The 20,596-nt window shown below is 59.1% G+C and carries 13 protein-coding genes; 6 read left to right on the top strand and 7 right to left on the bottom strand.

Annotated elements, in window-relative coordinates; genetic code table 11:
- Positions 1-58: 58 nt before the first annotated feature.
- The 5 genes from OPC11_RS12630 to OPC11_RS12610 all read right to left on the bottom strand — a co-directional run bounded on the left by OPC11_RS12630 (position 59) and on the right by OPC11_RS12610 (position 8,804).
- On the bottom strand, positions 59-1,183 hold the full coding sequence (locus OPC11_RS12630; protein WP_264782111.1) for a glycosyltransferase family 4 protein: 1,125 nt from the start codon (positions 1,181-1,183) through the stop codon (positions 59-61).
- Between the two features lie 86 nt (positions 1,184-1,269).
- On the bottom strand, positions 1,270-2,595 hold the full coding sequence (locus tag OPC11_RS12625; protein WP_264782110.1) for a glycosyltransferase family 2 protein: 1,326 nt from the start codon (positions 2,593-2,595) through the stop codon (positions 1,270-1,272).
- A 462-nt stretch (positions 2,596-3,057) separates the two neighbouring features.
- Positions 3,058-4,686, bottom strand: a complete 1,629-nt coding sequence (locus OPC11_RS12620) for a sodium/phosphate symporter (RefSeq protein WP_264782109.1) — start codon at positions 4,684-4,686, stop codon at positions 3,058-3,060.
- Positions 4,683-7,718, bottom strand: a complete 3,036-nt coding sequence (locus OPC11_RS12615; protein ID WP_264782108.1) for an FtsX-like permease family protein — start codon at positions 7,716-7,718, stop codon at positions 4,683-4,685. The genes OPC11_RS12620 and OPC11_RS12615 overlap by 4 nt, the downstream gene beginning before the upstream one ends.
- A 9-nt stretch (positions 7,719-7,727) precedes the next feature.
- Positions 7,728-8,804, bottom strand: a complete 1,077-nt coding sequence (locus OPC11_RS12610; protein ID WP_264782107.1) for a DUF1616 domain-containing protein — start codon at positions 8,802-8,804, stop codon at positions 7,728-7,730.
- Positions 8,805-9,554: 750 nt separating this feature from the next.
- On the opposite strand from OPC11_RS12610, the gene OPC11_RS12605 reads away from it, so the two are divergent.
- Positions 9,555-12,272 carry an ABC transporter permease gene (locus tag OPC11_RS12605; protein WP_264782106.1) on the top strand — a complete coding sequence of 906 codons (2,718 nt, stop codon included), beginning with the start codon at positions 9,555-9,557 and terminating at the stop codon, positions 12,270-12,272.
- Between the two features lie 129 nt (positions 12,273-12,401).
- Here OPC11_RS12605 and OPC11_RS12600 read toward each other — a convergent pair whose 3' ends face one another.
- Positions 12,402-13,127 (bottom strand): DUF4352 domain-containing protein, encoded by a 726-nt coding sequence (locus OPC11_RS12600; RefSeq protein ID WP_264782105.1) that lies wholly within the window; start codon positions 13,125-13,127, stop codon positions 12,402-12,404.
- A 207-nt stretch (positions 13,128-13,334) separates the two neighbouring features.
- Here OPC11_RS12600 and OPC11_RS12595 point away from each other — a divergent pair, with 207 nt between their 5' ends.
- From OPC11_RS12595 to OPC11_RS12585, 3 genes are all read left to right on the top strand, one after another.
- Complete coding sequence (locus OPC11_RS12595; RefSeq protein WP_264782104.1) at positions 13,335-14,066, top strand: DUF4397 domain-containing protein; 732 nt, start codon at positions 13,335-13,337, stop codon at positions 14,064-14,066.
- Positions 14,067-14,226: 160 nt separating this feature from the next.
- A complete protein-coding gene (locus OPC11_RS12590) occupies positions 14,227-16,467 on the top strand; it encodes an APC family permease (protein ID WP_264782103.1) in 2,241 nt (746 codons plus the stop codon).
- 168 nt (positions 16,468-16,635) lie between these two features.
- A complete protein-coding gene (locus OPC11_RS12585) occupies positions 16,636-18,933 on the top strand; it encodes a cbb3-type cytochrome c oxidase subunit I (RefSeq protein ID WP_264782102.1) in 2,298 nt (765 codons plus the stop codon).
- 48 nt (positions 18,934-18,981) lie between these two features.
- Here OPC11_RS12585 and OPC11_RS12580 read toward each other — a convergent pair whose 3' ends face one another.
- Positions 18,982-19,617, bottom strand: coding sequence for a helix-turn-helix domain-containing protein (locus tag OPC11_RS12580; protein WP_264782101.1), 636 nt, complete (start codon positions 19,615-19,617; stop codon positions 18,982-18,984).
- A gap of 91 nt (positions 19,618-19,708) precedes the next feature.
- Here OPC11_RS12580 and OPC11_RS12575 point away from each other — a divergent pair, with 91 nt between their 5' ends.
- Positions 19,709-20,014: a CGCGG family rSAM-modified RiPP protein gene (locus tag OPC11_RS12575; protein ID WP_264782100.1), complete on the top strand. Its 306-nt coding sequence runs from the start codon at positions 19,709-19,711 to the stop codon at positions 20,012-20,014.
- A 6-nt stretch (positions 20,015-20,020) separates the two neighbouring features.
- Complete coding sequence (locus tag OPC11_RS12570; protein ID WP_264782099.1) at positions 20,021-20,341, top strand: hypothetical protein; 321 nt, start codon at positions 20,021-20,023, stop codon at positions 20,339-20,341.
- Positions 20,342-20,596: the final 255 nt, after the last annotated feature.

Below are 20,596 nucleotides of genomic sequence, written 5' to 3'. Positions count from 1 at the left end.
AGATCGAACGTACCTTCCTACTCCTTCGTCAGGTGGAACGCTATTTATTAGTGCAACTTTAATTGTCATTATCTACAGCCTCCTTGTATATTTCTAAATAATTTTGGGCTGCTTTTTCCCATGTGAATTTTTCAACTCGTTTTAATCCCCGATTGCGAAGTGAACTTGCAACATCTTGATTATCTAACACCGAGGCAAGTTTATCCGCTAGTGTCGATGCATCTCCAGGAGGAACAAGTTCCGCTGCAGTATCAACAACTTCCGAAGCTGCCCCTCCTTGAACGCAGACGATAGGTAGACCAGCAGCCATTGCTTCAAGATACACAAGACCAAATGATTCACCATATGATGGGAAAGCAAAGACCGAAGCCTCATCATAGAATGCAAATAGTAGATCATCATTAATTTCAGGTATTATTGTGCAATCTTCTTCAAGATTGAAGTCATTTATTGAGCGCCGAATTTTAGGTGCTTCTGGTCCACCGCCTGAAAGAAGAACTAGTTCCGTATCAATTGAATAGTTTTCAAGGAGATGGTTGAAAGCTCGTATTAATGTCACAGTATCCTTGTACCCGTGAAATTTCCCGACAAACAGGATAATATCCGATTCTTCACGTAGATCGAACTTTTCTCGGACATTATGCGAGAAGGAATTGCGGTATGGCTTAGGATTTATGCCGTGATATATGACTTCAGGCTCTTGCCCAATTCTTTTTTGTACTCGAGAACGATTATATTCAGAGATAGTAACGAACTTGCCCATAGATGCAAGGAGTCGTGCTCCTATCTTAGCATCAAGCCAATACTTTATTTTCATCGAAAATTTATTGGTGACATTACTTGGTTCGTCGTAGTGATGAAGAGTATAAACGAACGGGGTGCCCGTTAACACATGACTAGCGAGTGCGGGAAGTCCTAAGCTCCCATAATTAACATGGACAAGGTCATGAGTGCGAAAAGAAACACTATCGCGGATCAAACTACCAACAAGACCCCGTTTATCAGCAACATTTATATTTGATGGCATATCAGTCCACCAATTATGTTCTGTTGGGTTTTGTACAGAGAGAGCAGTTGGATAAACCGTTATCTGGTCACAAAGTGAAGCTAATGCCCGTGTGAGTTCTATAGTTACTCGGCCCTGCCCACCGTAGTCAATGGTTCCTTGAAACCCGACATCCATACAACTATGGCGAACCTCGTCAAGTATGAATTTAACTATCTAAGCACACGTAGATAATATCATATTAATTAATAATATTTATTAATTTAATCATTATATAATTGCCTACTTAGTGAGTGTAGTATTATAGCTGTAAAGCAGGAAAATATGCCTGCGAGAGTGAAGAAAGCTGACGTAATTGCCAGACTCATCGGAAATGTCCCGGTTGATATATAATTTGAAAATGTCCAATAGCCGAATCCGAGGCCTGCAAACGCACTCACAAACCCAGGAACTCCAAGGGAGGTAATTGGTCGGTCACGCTCGACCGTCTTCAATATGTTACTCACGAGAACGAACCCATGGGAGACGGGATTGTGACTGCTCGCATCCTCGACATCGTAATTAATCGTCGTACCGACCTCCTCTATCTCATAATCGTGTTGATGTGCGTGGTAGAGGATATCAGTACTCGCGTTCATGTGGTCACCGATACTTGAATCGGTTGCCAGCGATTCAATCGCCTGTTCGTTATACGCCCGAAAACCGCTTTGAGTATCTTGGACGCGAGAGCGCTTGCGAACAACGCCCATACTGAGATTCGTGAGACCGTTGACGACAGCGAGTCCAAATCGACGATAAAGGGGCATCTCGGTTTCCGAACCCTTGGCGAACCGACTGCCAATGACGATATCGACGTCCGATTCCTCCTGTGTCGCAACGAGTTTGGGGATATCCGACGCGTCGTGTTGTCCGTCGCCATCAAGGATGACGAGATGGTCAACGTTGCGTCGGTGTGCCTCGACGAACGTCGTTTTGAGAGCAGCGCCGTACCCACTGTTTACATCGTGTTCTACGACGGTTGCGCCCGCTTCTCTCGCCCGCTCTGCAGTACGGTCATCGCTCCCATCGTCGACGACGAGGACTGCATCCGCTTGGTCGTTTGCGTCGGCGACCACTTGTCCAATGGTATCAACTTCATTGTACGCGGGAACCGCGGCGAGTGTTGACGTCTCGTTCTCGAACTCTTGCTCGGATTCCGTAATCGCATCGACGCAGTAGCCACCTTCTTTAAACATGGACCGACTTCGGTCGAAATCGATTCGACCTGTACCGGTATGAATGATGAGACCGGGAAACGACAACGACTGTGACGTGGTCTTGAGTGCGTCTCGGAGATCGTCTCTATCGGAATTTCCTACCGATGGAGTAACGACGTCTGCGCCGAGCTTATTCGCAAATCGTACTGCCTCTTTGTTCGGGGTATCGTCGTACGTTACGAACACTCTGTAACCCTGTTCGGTGGCACGAAGAACGCTCCGTGCGATATCGCCGCTGTTTTGATCGGTAGCGACGAGGCCAATTGCGGGGAGTTCTTTTAATTCCTTTAATTTGTAATTGTAGTTTTCCCCAGTTAGCGTTTCGTTTGACATTTTTAGTAAGATTGAATCGGCCGCTAGTCAAGTGTTAGTCAGATGCCGGCATACGATCTTTCGTGCACGTCGTGATTGGTGAGAGCCCACACTCAACACAAACGAATTTCTCACTCACCGTTTGTGTTAATGGTGCATTACAAGCAATACACTTTGCTTGTGCCTCCCGTGCAGCTTTTGGATATCTACTCATAATAAATACCAGTATTGGTACGCACAAAGCATTTTCTAATAACAGATAGGAATGTAGCAATGTTTGAAAAAACCAGAGAGCATTTATTTATAATTTGTTATTTCAAATGATATAATTTAATTAATATTAGAATGGGAATAGAGGGTGAGGAATCAACTTAAATCGATTATCAGCTCTTTAGCTTTCGTCTATCCGCGAGGAATACTTCCGAATCGGTGTAACGATTACAATCAACGGGTGACACAGTGTAGACGATAGCCGAACTCGCATCAGCACGTATACTGCTTTTCTGTTATCGGGATGGTCACGACAAGTGGATCATCTCCACTCACAGTAAAGATAAGATTTCGACGCTGCGACACCGAAACGTACGAACGGCGATCTAACGTCTCAGGGGATGATGGATACAACTGTGCGCCGACCGTCGTCCACGACCGCTGTGCAACGACTGGGCAGTTCGGCACAGGCCCATCATCATGGAGCCAAATGTACACTCCCTTTTTAGAAGGCGTTGAACGACCCAGATAATATTTCGATGCGGTTTCCGTCATATGGCCGTCGCTCGTCCACTGGTCGGTATGCATCGCCGCGAACGTCGCCGTCTCGAACTCCGATTGGGTCACGAGCGGCTGGGCAGACGTCGCTCGCAAGCCACTGAACGCGAGAGGCGCACTTACAACTGAACAGAGAATGACAAACACGACAAGTGCGGCCTGAATCGAACGCGAATTAGATCGTCGAGCCAAGAGGACCACTCCGAGGCCGGCCAACACGGCGAACGGGATGTGGACGAAGGTCTGGGCCCGAATAGCGAGGTCTTGATACGGAACGGTCAGCCCGCCGGTCAGCGCGAAGCCAATTATTGACAGCGTGCCGAGAAGCAAGGCAAAGACTACGGACCCATCGAGACCGGCATCGACGAGCCGCGGAATCCCGCGGACCGCGACGATACCGACGAGAGCGATGGGAAGGACGTACACGAACACTAATTTGTCCGTCGTCGCTGTTCCCGGAAAAATCGGCGTCACAGCGTTCGCGGTGATGAGACCTGCTCCGCCGAGGATCACCACGGACGGCAAATCCCGCTGGATGCGGGGACTCGCCGTCGAGAGCCAGATCGTGAGCATGACGAGGACGATGATCCACGCGACGAACAACCCCGGAGCCGAGGAGATTCGGCTCAACTCGTCGAGTTTGAACGTAGTGTAGTAGACGCTGACGTAGGTCCAGAACCCGGCGACTATCAGCACCATCAACAACCCGCGTCTGTCCGCCGACGAGCGGAGAGAAAGCGCCAAGAGCGAAACGATAGCGAACCCACCGACGATGGTGCTGAGGTTGTGCGTGAGCGGAAAGAGGACGAGTACCAATCCGGTCACCGCCATCCACGAGCGACGGTTCGTTTGGAGCGTACGGGCGAACGCGACGACGCTTAGAACGACGAAGACGTGTCCCAATCCTTCGCTCGTCACCGCCGTCGAGCGGCCGAGGAAGATACCGTTCGTCACCAGAACGATGCCAGCCACGAACGCCGCGATTCGAACGTCGAACCGCGACCACCCGAGCCGAGAGCCGATTCGACGAGTGACGACGACGGCGAAGAGACACACCGTCGCGCCGATGCTCGCGGTGAGAAGTTGAGCGACGTACAGTGGTTCGATTCCCGTCAACTGACTACAGATGGCGAGGAGCGCGGAAAACGTGTACTCATCCGGATTGAAGGACGCGATCGAGGCGGGGATGTGTCCGTGTCGAACCGTCTCGCGGGCGAGTCCGGCAAATTTGAACCCATCCGTATTGAACGCCAACGGACTCCAGTACAGCGGAATCGTGCGCATTGCGAGCGCGATGAGGACGACGGCCAGCGCGACGAGGCCTACCGAACGCCGCTTCCTCATTGGACACCCCTCCCGTCCGACGAGCGTCCCGGCTCGGTCGCCCCGACGGATTGTTTCACCAATCGTGCGGGTTGTCGCCGCGAGAACAGCGCCGCGACGAGTCCCGCACTCAGGAGCATGACGGTGAGACCACCGAGGACGCTTCCGACGACGACACCCGGCGTCAGCGTCGTCGAGATTCGAACCCCGTAGACGACGAGGTAGTTCAGGCGGTCGAGAACGAACAGCGCGCCCGTCCCGAACACCAGCGCCCCGCCCACGGCAACGACGCCGATGCGCAACGCGTCCCCGACGACGAGTCGGAGCACGCGCGTCGGCCACGCACCCGTCGCTCGGTAGACGCCGATAGCCCGTTGGCGCGCGTGGACCGCTTGCGCGAAGACGGCGGTCGTACTCCCGACGGTCATGAGACCCGCGAGGGAGACGAGGACGACGAGCAGCAGTTGCAGGTTTCCGAACGCCGTGGTCAACGCTCGACCGATTCCCGTTCCACCCGCTCCGTCACCACCACCCGCATAAGCGGTAACGAGTCGGTCATCCCCGCTGACGGTGTACGATGTGGAAGCGATGGGTTTCCCGCCTGAGACGAGCGACAGAGAGTGTGAACCGGGAGTCTGTTGCCCGAGTCGAACGGTCTTAACCACGGTGTCGCCGGAAGCGACCGAAACGGTCCGCCGTACGTCCGCACCGCCGCCCGAGAGGCGAAGGTCACGGTCGAGGGTTTGGTTCCACGGGTTGAAGAGTCGAAGGCGGGCACGCGTTTGCGTCAATAGACTCGGCGAGGTCGGTCGAACCTCAACGCTGGCGACGAGCGTCCGGGACGCCGACCCTGACACGTGCACTGTGTGCGTAATGGTCCGGTTTCCGGCGGTGACGCGGACGGTCGAGTTCCCGGCAGCCCCGAACGGAATCCCAACGCTGCCGTTCCCGTCGGTTCGAACCGTCGTGTCCGAGCTGTTCCTCGGAGTGGAGACGCGAACGGAGGCATTCTTCACGGGAGCGCCAGCCACCGTCGAAACCCGGACACGGGGAGTGCTGTTCGGCGGTACGGCCTCCGGCAGCCCACGGATTTGGATTGCATCGGGGGAGAGGACGGTTATCGAGCGCGTCTCATTCCCAACGCCGAGTTTCGCAGTCCCCGGCTCCGGTGTGGGCAAGTGGACGGTTACAGCACGCTGTGAACCCGAATCGAGATGGACGGAGACTGTTTTCGAGGCGTCTCCGAGTCGCGCCGTCACGTTATGCGTCACCGGTTCGTCCCCGAAGTTTCGGAGGCGAATCGTCACCGGCAGGCGTCGAGTCGCTTCGATCCGCGGCGGTGCGGACACGTCAATGCGTTCGACGGGCGTACCGGGATGACCTTCGAGCCGTTTCGACGTCCGAACGACGTGGACGGAGCCGTTCGATCTCGCGGACAGTTGTCGGGCGACGGGAAGTGACACGAGGAACTGATCGTCGTATGGTCCTGGTGCAGTGTAGGTGCCGACGATGTGGACACGTGCGAGTCCAGACTGAGTGCTGCCGCCGAGGGTGATATCGTCCCCTATATCGACTTCCGCGGTCCGCGCCAAATCAGCGCCAACGACGGCTTCGTTCTCGGACTGAGGCGGGCGACCGCGTTCGAGCGTCGCGTTCGAAACGGACGCGAACGCCGAGTAGTTCACGCCGCGGGCGACGACCGGTTGGCCATTCCGGACAGTAAAGAGGAAGATTTCCGCACTCGCCGGGATTCCCTTCTCTCGGAGCGCATCAGCGTACCGCCCCGGTACGGTGCTCGCCATGGGGTGAGGGGCACCCGGCTTCGTAATCGTAGTTCCCTGTGCGCTCATGAGCGGCGTCATGACGCTGGCAATCGACGCCATGAGAAGAATAACGGTGATGAACACGGTCAACGTCGCTACACTTGGGGCGAGCGCACGCCAGTCGAGCAGTTGCAATGTGAACAGTCGGCGAAATCGGGATTGCGTGGGCTTTCGCGTCTGGTCCCGTTCCAGTTCGCCGGTGACGCGCGCAGGCGGTGGGCTGACGGTCGGCCACACGGCGATTGCTCCTGCAACGAGTGCGACGAGTAGCGTCCCGACGTACAGGGGAACTAACACCGTGAGAACCAATCGAGTGACGTGGACCGACAGCGACGTCGGGAGGCCGAGCGAGACGGCCGCGTTGACGGCGACGTTCGGGAGGATGATGCCGAGTGCGTAACCCACACCGATGCCGATGGCGGTGAGCAGTCCGGCCCGCAGTGCAAACAGCGAGAGGACGGTGCGCGGCCGACAACCGGTCGAGCGGAGGACGCGAATCGACTGCCGTCGGTCACGGACGGTCATCTTCATCACGCTGTAGATGGTCACGCCGACGAGCACCGTCCCGCCGACCGCGGTCAGCGTCAGGACGGCGAGGAGCTGGCGCGTGCCGGTGACGAAAAATGCCAGTGCAGAACGGAGCGTGACCCCGCGGGATGGAATTCCATCATCGTTTGCCTCACCATTCCCGGAATCCGCGGGCGTGATGACGTACGCGCCGGACGCACCGAGTTTCCTGACCGTGTCCGACTGGGTGACGTACCAGTCGGAGGGTATCAGTTGCTCGCCAGACGTCCGCGGCGTGACGGCAACGGTGAGGGTTTCTCGGTCGCCAACGAGTCGCTGTTTGCCCTTTGCCGTCCTCGTACCGCTCGATACGCCTGCCGGCGGTGGGGCAGGTATCGAGACGTCTGAATCAGTTTTGAACGCGGACGCCTGTTGTTTCGAGATACCGGCGACGTAGCGCGTTTTGCCGTTCGGTAGTTCCACTGTCGCCATGGGGATGACGAGCGCGTTCTCACCTGCCGCGTCCCGCGCACCGGCGACGGAATCGTAGTGGACGGCGGTTCCGTCCGTGCCGTACTCCGCCGCGATGCTCGTCGTTTGCGTGCTCACGGCGGCGACGACGATGGTCGTCCCCGTCAGGAAGCCGACCGTCACCGCGATAACGAGGATGGCGAGCTTGTCGCGGCGCGACCACCGCGTCAACAGCGCGCGTCGATACCCCACGGAATCACCTCATGGCGACGGCGCGCCTCGTTTGGCGGGGGTAGTTCCGTTGCCCGCGGTTACGTTAATCCAGAGGTGCACTTCCCGATAGGCGTTGTTCGCGGTGGGGTTCGAGGGAGCGCCATCTTTGTACAACAGGTAGAGCACGCGAAGTCGCTCACCCGTCATCTCTGGCGTGATTGTATGGGTTGTTTGCCACGTCTCGTTGTGGCCGAGCGTGGTCTTGAATCGTTGCAGCCGTTGCTGGTCGTTGACCATGGTCGAATTATTCCTCATCGTCACGTTCTGTAACAGCACGACGGCGGTGTAGCGCTCGCGGTCGTGTTCGTGATTCTCGATACCGACGATGACGGGCTTGCTCTCACCCTGGGTGAAGTTTGCCGGGTAGTTGTCGGCGACCAGTTTCCCGTCGTCGTTCTTCGTCAGCAGGTAGAACTCGCTGAACGATTCGCCCTGCTTTGGAACCGCGACGGCGTAGGTCACACTCGCCGTGGCGAGGAGAATACTGAGAACCAAAACGACGTTCAACACGGCATCGGCCCGCGTATCGGGTTCGAACAGTTCGCCCCGTGCACGCCCGAACCACGTCCGGTAGGGAACGGAAAACCGCTCTTCTGTCGGCAGTTGGTTCCGTCGAACCGTCCCAACAGCGGTCATGCACAACGTGAACGCGCTGAGGCTCAACAGAACGGGAACGAGTCGAATCCCCCACGGGGTGAAGTTGAGTACCAATCCGATGAGCGGGACGATTGCGATGCTCGTCCCGAACGACAGCGCCACTCGTTCGAGACCATCGACTCCGGTCCCTGGACGTGGCAGTCGGGAATCTTCGGAATCGGGCGACGGTTCAATCGGCGTCGATTCGGCTGGCGCGTCCTCCGGGAAGAGCGCCGCAATGAACGCGTATCCCGGTGGGAAAAGGACGAATGCGAGACCGACGGCGGGACGGAGCGGTGTCGTGTTCAGACCCGGTATCAGAACGACAGCGAGCGTGAGAAAAACGAAGAGACAGATCGCAGCCAAATCCGCAGGAAGAGAGCGTACTTGCCGAGGGAGAAGAAGCTGAAGGTCGACGTCACGAGCCATTGGTTTCCCATTACTCCCTACCATAATAAAAAATCCCCGATGGGGTAGCGATTTCTCCATTCTTGGCCTGAAAAACCATTTGTCGAAGGAGACAGTGCTCTACTGGTTGAGCGCTCACCATGAATATAGGGATGTAGATAGTAAAATTAGAATTTTAATACATTTGCAAATGTAGGTGTTTGTGAAACTCTCAGAGCATTTTAAGAATTTTCAATATTATTATCCGTAAATTTTGAATACTTCCTGCATCTGATAATCAGTAGAACGCAAACAACCAACCATACATCACAGGAAAATGAATTCTGAATGAACTATACGCGAGCACTCTTGACACGCTGGTCGCGGCGAGACCGACTGGCAGTACTCATCATCGCAATCACTGTTGCATTTCTCGTCGGCGCGACACTCCTGGTCTCGGCGGCGAGCACTCAATCGGCGGCTGTCGCGGGGGGCGCGAGCAACTCGATGGTCGTACACCAGTATCCCTCGTCCGAAATCGCACAGCAGAACGCAGCCGAGAACGATCTCGTCTTCCCCCTCACAATTATCCGGTATAACGGGGCGAACCACACGGTAGTGGGAGTACCAGCAAACGCACCGTCCGAACTGTCTGCCCTCTCGGTATCGTGGCGACGTGCAACCATTCCAGCACCACCGGACACCGGCATTCGTGGAGCAGTCTCGACACCGACCCACCACCGTGTACAAACCAATTCGGGAACTCGTGTCTCCGTTCAGGTCGTACCTTACGTGACGGATGATTCCATCTTCCCGCATGCGTGGTACGTCGCAAATCCATCCACGGTTCGTACGTACGGAGAAACCGGTGCACTCGTCGTACAGACGACCGCGTCGAGCGGGCAAGGCCAGCGCCTCTCGCAAACGGGAACGATAACACCGTCCCTGTCTGCGTATTTCCTCCGCGGAATGGGTGAAGTGCTTCGGGCACTCACCGCGGCGACGATCGCTGCGAGCGTTCTGATTCTCGTCGTCCTCTACAACGTCACGAAGATGTGCGTCCGAGACCGAATCCAATCCATCGCCGTTATTCGGTCAACCGGTGGGACAGCGCGGCGTCTCGTCGGCATCTTTTCGCTCCGGTCCGGTTTATTGGCCTTGCTTGGTTGCGGTTTGGGCTTCGCTATCGGCGTGGCCGCGATACGGGCAGTCGTGAAAATTGCGATACACCTCGGGATGACCTTCTCGCTCGACCCGAGTATCACACCGGTGGTCGTGCGTATCGTACTGCCGATGTTGTGTTGTCTGGTCGGCACCGCGATGCTCGCAGGCGCGAGCGCTGCCTGGTCGACGGTGACACGGCCGCCAGCACAGCTCAATCACGACAACAGCCATCCGTCCGTCACACGAACGGAGCAAGAATCGTGGATGGGTATCAGTGTACTCCCTCGATTGCTCTCGTGGCGAGCAGTGATTCCGACGGCGACGACGTTGACCGTCTTTGCCCTCATCGTTCTTCTTTCAGGGTCGCTTGCTGGGGTGCTTGCGCCGCTCGCTACGGCCTCGACAGGAACCGTCACGGAACCGGGCGCACCGTACCCGATGGCGAGCCGCATCGATACCCAGTACGCAACGGCGTTGCGCGACCAGGGCCTCAATGCGAGCCCGGAAATCATCGCGGTACAGGTTGCTGATGGGCGGCCCTACCTAGCGAGAGGGGCGAACTATTCCGCCTTTGCCGCGGTTTCGAACGCGAGGCTCGTCGACGGACATCCGCCTCGCTCATCGAGAGAGGCGGTCATCGGGCGCGACCTTTCTCGGACGATAAATATCACAATCGGAGATACGGTCCTCGTTGGGGGCAGTACGTCGCCCGCGTTCACACAGGTGAGGGTCGTCGGCGTGTATCGTGCGCCCGGAATACAGGATGACCAACTCATCGTCCCGTTGGAAACCGCACATACCGTCTCGACGAAACCGGGAACGGTTCAATTCATCCGGACAGCGGGCGGCACACCACGGACCGAGAGGGGGCAATCGGGGACGTCCGAGGCTGAGAAGATAGTCATCAGTAACGTGGCTGCCCCACAGGCGGTGGGTGTCGACCAGCAACTCACAGTTACGGTCGGCGTTCAAAACATCGGCACGTCGGAACGGACTCGAACCATCTCGATGTCACTCGGTGAAAAGACACACCACAAATCGGTCACGCTCCAATCGGGTGAACGAACGACGGTTCGGATGAACGCGAGCGTTTCCCACCCGGGCAACTACTCCCTGAGCGTTGGGCCCCATTCACAGCCGATTACCGTCTATCGAAAACCCCCACTCGTCCTTCCGATTACTCCCAGCAAAGCACCACCGGGAGCGAACCTCGGCGTCAACGTTCGAACCAGTACCGAGAAAAACGTCTCGAACGCGAAGGTAACCATCGGGAACATCACCGCACCGACGGACGACCGAGGACAGGCGATAATACCGCTGCCGACGACGCCGGGGACGTATGAACTGACGGCACGCAAAGGAGCGCGGACGAAAACGACCCGCATTCTCATCTCGCCGGACGTCTCGCGACACTTGGTCGCGGACATCGACATTACACCGAACGAGGGGAACGTCGATACGAAACCCGAAGCCGCCATCCAAGTTGCGAATCCCTGGGGGAGAGACATGAAGCGAAACGTTTCGCTCGTCACACCACTCGAAACGCAGAGCCGGATCGGAACAGTTCCCGCATACGGTGTGAAAAGTGTCCCAGCGACGCTCAACGAAACCGATTCATCGAAGCAGTATCCACCGGGCCGGTACATCGCGAAAGTCGTTTCCAACGGAACGGTCCTTGCGACCGATACGTACGACGTAACGGGTGATACGCGGGTACAGTCGACGCTCGCGCAAAACACCGACTATTCGAGCGGGAGTGGACTCGGGCAAGCCGTGGAAGTCGTCTTCGGGAATTTCAAACTCCTCATCGCGGGAATGATGGTCCTCGCAGGACTCACCACTATCGGGAGTACGACGGCGACCTTCGCACAGGAGGTACACGCTCGTCGACGAGCCATCGGCATTCACCGCGCCACTGGCGCCACCAGATGGCAGCTTCTGAAGGTGCTGCTGTGGGACGTGGTTCGGGTATCGATACCCGCCTCCCTCATCGCGATTCTCTGTGCAGTCGGAATCGTCTCTGCCATGTCCCTCGGAGGGATGCTGACGGTCTTCGGAATCCAATTGACGGTGATGACCGAGCCGTTCTTGATCATCGGAACAATCGTCGGAGCATTCGTGCTCTCCTGTCTGAGTGTCTCGGTCGCGGTGCTTCCGTTCCTCCTGACCGACCCCACTGCACTGCAATCCGAGCGGCGCACGCGGTCCCTACCGAAGAAACCGACCTCACGCGGTCTGTTATCGCGGACCTCGTCGATTTTCGTAGTGGGGATAGTCCTGGCGTCCGCATACGGAGTTATTCAGACGGACCGAACAGCCGACAAGGGGAAGGACGGCAACGAGTAGGTTCGGAGAGCCGGTTTCGAAATCGAGAGATTGGTGATTCACGACTGGCGATTGTATCCAGTCGACGCGCGAAAACAACAGAGCAGCGACTTCGGGTGACGCAGAATCATCTCGTGGGTGGATACGTCCCTACCCACTCGTCCACCGAAGAGTCCGTTTTCCGCCGGAGCCGGAGTATTCGAGAGACGCGGTCACGTCACCGCGCGTAGTTCCCTTCGGGACTTCGAAGATGAGGGTTCCCGATTTCGTTGCACCAGCCTCAACCGACCGGGTCGTGTAGAGGCTACGAACGGCACCTTTGGAATCGGTCGGGTCGTATCGTCGCCCGCCGACCGTCACGTAAATCGACATTCCCGACGGAACGCTCTTACGTGAATTCGTGGGGTTTGCGACGGTAAAGTCCACGAAGAGGAACGTCTGGTCGGTCGTTTGCGTCGTCCCGCCGCTCTCGTACTCCGATTTGAATCGGAAGTTACGGACCGTCCCTTCGAGACCGTTTCCGAACGACGCCGTTTCGCCGAGCGTGAGGTCTGCGTTCGTCTGCCCATCAGTCGTGCTCGTGGTAGTCGTGGTCGAATCGGACCGTTCGGTTGTCGTAGCCGTCTCTTTCTGGTCGGTCGTGGTAGCCGTCTCGGTCCGTTCAGTCGTGGTCGCTGTATCGGTGTCTTCGGTCGTAGTGGCCGTCTCAGCGGCCTCTGTAGTGGTCGTTCCCTCCGTCGTCTGTGTCGTCTGTGACGTGGTGGTCGTTCCGGTACCGGAACTCGTCTCGTTCGGTGAACTCTCCGACGAGGAACACCCAGCCACGCTGATTCCGATGCCGGTACTGACCGTCGCGATGAAGTCTCTGCGTTTCACACAAGGGGGACCACCTCTTTGTTAATTATTCTATGCTAGAGAAAGTTATAAAATCGAGCGTTCAAAAATTACGCGATGATATCAAATTTCGGTGGCAAGAGAGTGAATAAAAAGTCGAGGATCACTTGGATAACGGTCACCCGACCAAACTAGTCCGGGGAAAACCATTTTTTACTAACTGGTTGAGTGTCGGTTGGGGGAATCAAAATGAAGCAAACCAGACGACAAGTACTCAGAGCCATCGGCGTGAGCAGCATACCGATTCTCGGGGGGGTTTCGAGCGCACAGGACATGACCACCAGCCAAAACGGGAACGCGAGCCGCGTTCGGGTCATCCACGCGATTCCGGACGCCCCGGAAGTTGACGTCTACGTCGATGGAAATCGCGTCCTACAGAACGTCGCGTTCAAGGACGTGAGCGACTACCTCGACCTCGACGCGGGGAAGCACACAATACAGGTCGCACCGGCAGGGCAAGGGCAGGGGAGTGCGGTCATCGACGAGCAGGTCACGCTCGACGCGAACACCGATTACACGATTGCCGCCGGGGGGACACTCGACAGTCCGCAGGCATTCGTGTTCGTCGACGAGAACGAGGTACCGTCCGGGGACCAGGCGCGCTTGCGGGCGGTCCACCTCTCGCCCGACGCACCGGCCGTCGATATCGCGGCTGACGGCGACGTCCTCGTCGAAGGACTGGAGTTCGGCAACGCCAGCGATTACGTCGAAGTTCCCGCAGGGTCGTACACCATCGAGGTCCGACCCGCGGGCATGAACGATGCCGTCGCCACGTTCGACGTGACCCTCGAAAGCGGCACGGTGGTTTCGGCGTTTGCCGTCGGACTCCTCCAGACGAACGACGAGGCGCAGGCATTCGACCTCCTGCCGACGATAGACGCTTCGAGCGAGACGATGACCACGACGACAACGACGATGTAGCGGTGGCGATAGCGGGCGAAACGACACCGATTTTTTCTGGTAGTTCTCGATGAGAGAGAAAGAGAGTGACAACCTTCGACGCGGCGTCGAGTGGTCCGGCGGTCTCGTCCCAGCAGGGCGGTAACGTTACAGCGCCTGCCAGTGTCGATGAAATAAGCCGATGCCTAAGGACCTCGAACGCGACCTCGGCCTCGTATCGACGACGACTATCAGCATCGGCGCGATGGTCGGGAGCGGTATCTTCGTGTTGCCCGGTCTCGCGGCGGCGAAGGCGGGACCGGCGGTCATACTGGCGTACTTCTTGGCCGGGGTGGTCGTCCTCCCCGCGGCGATATCGAAGGCGGAGATGGCCACCGCCATGCCCGAGGCGGGGGGTACCTACCTGTACATCGACCGGGCGATGGGACCGCTTCCCGGAACCATCGCCGGAATCGGGGCGTGGTTTTCGCTGGTGTTCAAGAGCGCGTTCGCGCTGGTCGGCCTCGGCGCGTACCTCCTCTTGCTCGTGGAGATTCCGCCCGGCCTCCTCACGGTCGTGGGACTGGGAATCGCCCTGCTGCTGGTGGCCGTGAACGTGGTGGGCGTCAAACAGACCGGCAGATTACAGGCGACCATCGTCAGCGTCGTGTTGCTCTCGCTCATCGGCTTCGTCGCCGACGGGAGCACGTACGTCGATGGGGACCTCTACCACCCCTTTTTCTCGCACGGCGGCGGGGGTCTCCTCGCGGCGACCGGATTCGTGTTCGTCTCCTACGCGGGCGTCACCAAAATCGCGAGCGTGGCCGAGGAGGTCGAAAATCCGGGACGCACCATCCCGCGCGCAATCCTCGGGTCGGTCGTCCTGATGATGTTCCTCTACACGCTCACGGTGTTCGTCATCGTCGGCGTCACGCCGCCCGACTCGCTCCACCACAACCTGACGCCGATGGCCGCCGCCGCCGTCCAGTTCGCGGGTGAATCAGCTCGGCTCGCCGTCGCGGGCGTCGCCGTCCTCGCGCTCACCAGCATGGCGAACGCGGGGATTCTGTCGTCGTCCCGATACCCGCTCGCGATGAGCCGCGATTCGCTCGCGCCCAATCGCTTCAGCCGAATCAACGGCCGGTTCAAGACGCCGGTCGCCGCCATCGCGTTCACCGGCGTCGTCCTGCTCGTCCTCATCGCGTTCGTTCCCGTCGACGAGCTAGCGAAGCTGGCCAGCGCGTTCCAAATCGTCGTGTTCGGCCTCATCAACGTCGCCCTCGTCGCGTTTCGGGAGAGCTCGCTGGACTGGTACGACCCCGAATTCGTCGCGCCGGGCTATCCGTGGGTGCAGTTATTCGGCGTAGTCGGGACCGTCGTGTTGCTCACGCAGTTGGGACTGATTCCGCTGGCCGGTGCCGTCGGCATCTTCGTCGTCGGCGTCGGTTGGTACCGCCTCTACGGGCGGGACAAGACGGACCGCGAGGGGGCCGCCCTCGATGCACTCCGACGGTCGATGGGCCAGCAAACGCTCGACAGAACCGAACAGGCGGTCGCCGACAGTCACGAGAACGTCCTCGTCGTCGTCGGCGAGGACACCGACCCGTCCCGAATACGGGCGCTCGTTCGAATGGGCGCGTTCGTCGTCGCAAAGAACGACGGGACGCTTCGAGTCGCCAAGATAGAGGCGGTCCCCGAGCAGACGACGCTCTCGTCGATGGTCGAATCGTCGGAAACCGACATCGAATTCGAAAACCGGGTCACCGAGTCGCTGCCGTCGATAGAAACGTCGGTCGTCGTCGATGAACTCGTGACGCACAATCCGAGACACGCGGTCGTCAACGTCGCCGACGAGATGGACGCGGACGCGGTGTTCGGCGAACTGGAACCCGACTACCTGCACGCGGAGTTGCTCGGCACCGGCATCGACTGGTACATGAACCACGCCCCCTGTGACGTCGGATTCCTCCAAAACCGCGGCCTCGGAGACATCTCGACCGTTACGGTGCTCGTCGAACCCGGCATCTTCAACGCGGCGAAGGTGTCCGTGGCGACGGAAATCGCGACCCACAGCGATGCGACTCTCCACTTCGTCACCGCGGTCGCGAACGACGCGTCGCCTGAACTGGTCGAGGCCACGGAGGATTTCTACGGGGAACTCGAAGACGTGTCGAGCGTGCCAACGGAATGGGAGTTGATACGCACCGACGACCGCGTTGAGACGCTCGTCGGTGCCACGACGGACTCCGACCTCGTCGTCCTCGGCACGATTCCCCATTCGACCCCGTACACGCTGTTGTTCGGCCACTTCTCGACCGACATCAGCGACCGCATCGACGGCAGCGTCCTGTTGTTCCATCCGAACGAATCAGACGGACGGACGTTCGTGCGAAAACTCCTCGAACGAGTCGCCTTTGGGACGACGGAATCGTCGTCGTCGTGACTGCACCCACAAAACGGTGAAATTCGAACCGTCGGCTGGACCGGAGGAGGACCGCGACGCACCGAGTCGAACCCCACTCGAACGTTTTCCCGAACATATTTTCGACGTTCCCCGCCGGTGAGAACGACGGCTGAATTACATATTTCGCGTCGTCGAAGCCCGACTTGTATGAAGGTACAGCGCTCGACGCTCGGCAAACTGCTCGCTATCGTCTTCGTACTGAATCTCATCGTGATGGGAGCGGGTGCGTGGTATTCCTACGAACACGCCCCGCCGATTCCGCAGAAGGTCGTCGGGCCGGACGGGGAGACGGTCGTGACGAAGGCGCAAGTACAGGAGGGAAAACGGGTCTTCCAGTCGGACGGCCTGATGAACCACGGGTCGATTCTCGGCAACGGTGCCTACTTCGGGTCGGATTACACCGCGAACGCGTTGTCGTTAAAGACGAAGTACATGAAGGAGTACTACGCGAAGGAAAAGTACGATAAACCGGTCAGCGCGCTCTCGCCGGAGCAACGGGCGGTCGTCAACGCGACGGTGACGACCGAACTCGAAGCGAGTCGGCCGAGCGACAGCGTGCAGTACTCGGCCGCGGAACTGTACGCCCACGAGCACGTTCGGCAACTGTACGTCGAACGGTATCACGACGGCGACCTCGAACGCGGCGTTCCGAGCGGGATGATCGCCTCGGAGGAGGACGCACGGGACTTCGCCGACTTCGCGATGTGGACGGCGTGGATTTCCCACACCCAACGGCCGGGGAGCGACCACACGTACACGAACGACTGGCCGTACGAACCCGCCGCCGGAAACACGCCCCCGACGGCATCGATGACGTGGAGTGTCATCGCGATGGTGCTGCTCGTCGCGGCGGCCGGAATCGGCGTCTGGCTCTACACGTCCATCGACCTTCCCGAACCCGAGACGAAGGGAATCACGGTGCCGTCGCCGAAGGACGTCGTGGTCTTCCCGAGTCAGAAGACGGCCGCGCGGTTCGTTCCCATCGCCGCCCTCCTGTTCGTCGCACAGGTGTTGCTCGGCGGACTGTTAGCCCACTACTACATCGAGCGGGGCGGATTCTTCGGCCTCGGGTCGCTCCTCGGCGTTAATTTCGTCAAACTGCTCCCGTTCGCCATCGCGAAGACGTGGCACATCGACCTCGCGATTCTGTGGATAGCGACACTCTGGCTCGGCGCGGGGCTGTTCTTACCCCCGCTACTGACCGGACAGGAGCGAGCGAATCAGAGCACGTACGTCAACGTGCTCCTCGGGGCGCTCCTCGTCGTCGCCGTCGGCGGGCTGACCGGCATCTGGTTGGGTGCGAACGGCTACATCGACGGCGCGCTCTGGTGGCTCATCGGCAACGAGGGACTGGAGTACCTCGAAGTGGGTCGCGTCTGGCAGTTCGGCTTGCTCGCCGGGTTCGGACTGTGGGCCGTCCTCGTCGCGCGTGGGTTCAAACCGCTCCTGAAAGCGGAGGAGTCGTTCGGCCTCGCGCACATGATCCTGTACGCGGGCGGCTCCATCGCCCTGCTCTTCACGGCAGGAATGTTCTACACGCCGAAGACGAACATCGTCGTGACCGAGTTCTGGCGCTGGTGGGTCGTCCACATGTGGGTTGAAGGGGCGTTCGAGTTCTTCATCGTCGCCATCGTCGGCCTGACGCTCGTGTCGATGAACCTGTTGCGAAAGCGATCGGCCGAGAAAGCCGTCATGTTTCAGGCGCTGTTCGTGATGGGAACCGGCGTCATCGGCGTCTCCCACCACTACTGGTGGATCGGCCAACCGGACGTGTGGGTGCCCTTCGGCTCCGTCTTCTCGACGCTCGAACTGCTCCCGCTCGTGTTCATTCTCTTCGAAGCCATCGGGGAGTACCGGACGCTCGCGCGGAGCGACGGGTCCTTCCCGTACACGCTCCCGTTCATGTTCATCATCGCCAGCGGGGTCTGGAACTTCGTCGGCGCGGGCGTGCTCGGCTTCTTCATCAACCTCCCGCTCGTCAACTACTACGAACACGGGACGTACCTCACGGTCGGCCACGCCCACGCCGCCATGTTCGGCGCGTTCGGGTTCCTCGCGCTGGGGATGGCGACCTACATGCTCCAGCTCACGACGAAACCCGACGCGTGGACGGAACGGCGACTCCGGTGGGCGTTCTGGCTGTGGAATATCGGCCTCGCGGTGATGGTGTTCGTCTCCGTCCTTCCCGTCGGCTTCCTCCAACTGGAAGCCGCGTTCTCCGGGAGCTACGACGCCGCTCGGAGCCTCGCGTTCTACAACAGCGACGCGGTACAGCTCCTGTTCTGGGCGCGGATGCCGGGCGACTCGATGCTCATCCTCGGCACGCTCGTGTTCGCCTACGACGTGCTCAAAAAGCAGTTCGTGCAGCGCGAGGTGACGACGCCGGTCCCGGAACCGGACGACCAACGCGTGCCGAGTCGGGTGTTCACGGACGACGACGACTGACCCGCCATCGACGGGTTCCAACCGAACCCGGCATCGACCGTTCGGCGGTTACTCCGCCACCTCGTCGGTCACGTACCGTTTGATAATCGTCCCCTCGGCGCGGTGCAGCGTTTCGCTGGCGGTCGATTTTGCGACGTCGGTCATCGCCGCGAGTTCGGTGAGCGTGCAGGTTCGCGGCGAGTCGTAGTAGCCACATTCGACGGCGGTTCGCACCAGACGCTGCTGTCGGTCGGTCAACAGACTCTCGGACGAGGCCATCTCGCGGACGTACTCCACCTCGAACGGGACGCCGAACAGGTCCAGTTGCGTCGCGAGCGCGGACAGACGGTCGCGCGCGGCTGTCACCTCGAACGTCGCGTCACCGTCGGTTATCGTGAGGGGGAGTTCGAGCGGAACCGCGGACTCCTGTACCGAGAGCAGGAGGAGGGGGTCGGTCGTCTCGAACTCGACGAGGCACGTATCGTCGGACGCCCGCAACAGGTCCAAGTGGACGATACCGTCGTGGTCGTCCATCTCGCGGAGTATCGGCGGGAGGTCGGCGGCCGTGAGTTCGAGCAATCCGACGCCGATATCGTCGGCGGGAAGGGCGGCCAGCACCCTGAATTTCGCATCCGGGTACGTCGTCGAGACGTCGCCGATCCACGTCTCGGCGGGAAGCGTGAGCGTGAGTTTCGCGGTTGCCATCGATACCGTACGATATCGTCGGGACCCCCAATAGCTCACGACGAATATGTTCGGGGGACGGTTTTCTGCCGACGGCATCCAACCCGTACCTATGGAAGGCATCTCGCACGACGACGCGGAACCGGTCACCGAGCGGGTTCACCACAATTCGTGGTCGGTGAATCTCGAAAAGCCAGAACACGCCGACGATACAGGACTCGTCTGCTCGCAAGCGGTCGATGCCGTCGAGCACACGGCGCGAGGAAACCACGTGAACGTGGTCACGCACGCGAATCACGGCCACCCCGAAACGTACCTCTTCGACGCGCTCGCCGACGAGTTCGGTTCCGATATCGAGTGTGAATACGTCGATCAGTGCGGGTGCGGCGGCCACGTGACCCGAGTGTACGTCGGCTGATTTACCATGGACGTGAACGACACCCGGAACGGGAGTCCGTCCGTCCCGTCCACCGAACTACTCGACCGAGACGAAGCGGACCCCGAGGCGGTTCGACGAGCGATTCACCGCCGGGGGGCGGAACTCGAACGGCGGGAGGTCGCGCGAGCGGTCGAACGACTCGGCGGCGAGGACGGTCTCACGGCGGAACAGCGAGCAGTCATCGAGCGGATGGCAACCGACATCGTGGACGGCATCGTGGCGACGCCCGATGCGGTGTTGCGAGACGCATCGACGGACGACGATGCGGTGCGAACGGCGATCGAACTCTTCGACCCGGACGGCTAACGGAGTCCGTCACCCGAAACCGACATCGACGAATGAGTCCAGTACATTCATGTTGTCTGAAATGACGTCGAACGAATGACTACGCAGTCCGAACTGCTCAGGGTTCTCATCGTGCTTGAATTCTCAAACGGGGCGACCGGGAGCGACGGCCACGGCACATCGGTGAGAACGCATCGGCGGGTCGTCTATTCGTCGTCAACTCGTCGGCAACCCGTCGGCCACGAACGTCACCCCTGCCGTTTCCGCAACGGTTGA

It is taken from the genome of Haladaptatus sp. T7 (genome assembly GCF_026008575.1).
GTDB lineage: Archaea > Halobacteriota > Halobacteria > Halobacteriales > Haladaptataceae > Haladaptatus > Haladaptatus paucihalophilus.
This window is presented reverse-complemented; position numbering and strand designations above follow the sequence as displayed.

What these genes read in the sequence shown, in the direction of transcription:
- OPC11_RS12630 (WP_264782111.1), bottom strand. Translation starts at nt 1,183, where the DNA reads ATGGATGTCGGGTTTCAAGGAACCATTGACTACGGTGGGCAGGGCCGA.
- OPC11_RS12625 (WP_264782110.1), bottom strand. Translation starts at nt 2,595, where the DNA reads ATGTCAAACGAAACGCTAACTGGGGAAAACTACAATTACAAATTAAAG.
- OPC11_RS12620 (WP_264782109.1), bottom strand. Translation starts at nt 4,686, where the DNA reads ATGAGGAAGCGGCGTTCGGTAGGCCTCGTCGCGCTGGCCGTCGTCCTC.
- OPC11_RS12610 (WP_264782107.1), bottom strand. Translation starts at nt 8,804, where the DNA reads ATGGCTCGTGACGTCGACCTTCAGCTTCTTCTCCCTCGGCAAGTACGC.
- OPC11_RS12595 (WP_264782104.1), top strand. Translation starts at nt 13,335, where the DNA reads ATGAAGCAAACCAGACGACAAGTACTCAGAGCCATCGGCGTGAGCAGC.
- OPC11_RS12590 (WP_264782103.1), top strand. Translation starts at nt 14,227, where the DNA reads ATGCCTAAGGACCTCGAACGCGACCTCGGCCTCGTATCGACGACGACT.
- OPC11_RS12585 (WP_264782102.1), top strand. Translation starts at nt 16,636, where the DNA reads ATGAAGGTACAGCGCTCGACGCTCGGCAAACTGCTCGCTATCGTCTTC.
- OPC11_RS12580 (WP_264782101.1), bottom strand. Translation starts at nt 19,617, where the DNA reads ATGGCAACCGCGAAACTCACGCTCACGCTTCCCGCCGAGACGTGGATC.
- OPC11_RS12575 (WP_264782100.1), top strand. Translation starts at nt 19,709, where the DNA reads ATGGAAGGCATCTCGCACGACGACGCGGAACCGGTCACCGAGCGGGTT.
- OPC11_RS12570 (WP_264782099.1), top strand. Translation starts at nt 20,021, where the DNA reads ATGGACGTGAACGACACCCGGAACGGGAGTCCGTCCGTCCCGTCCACC.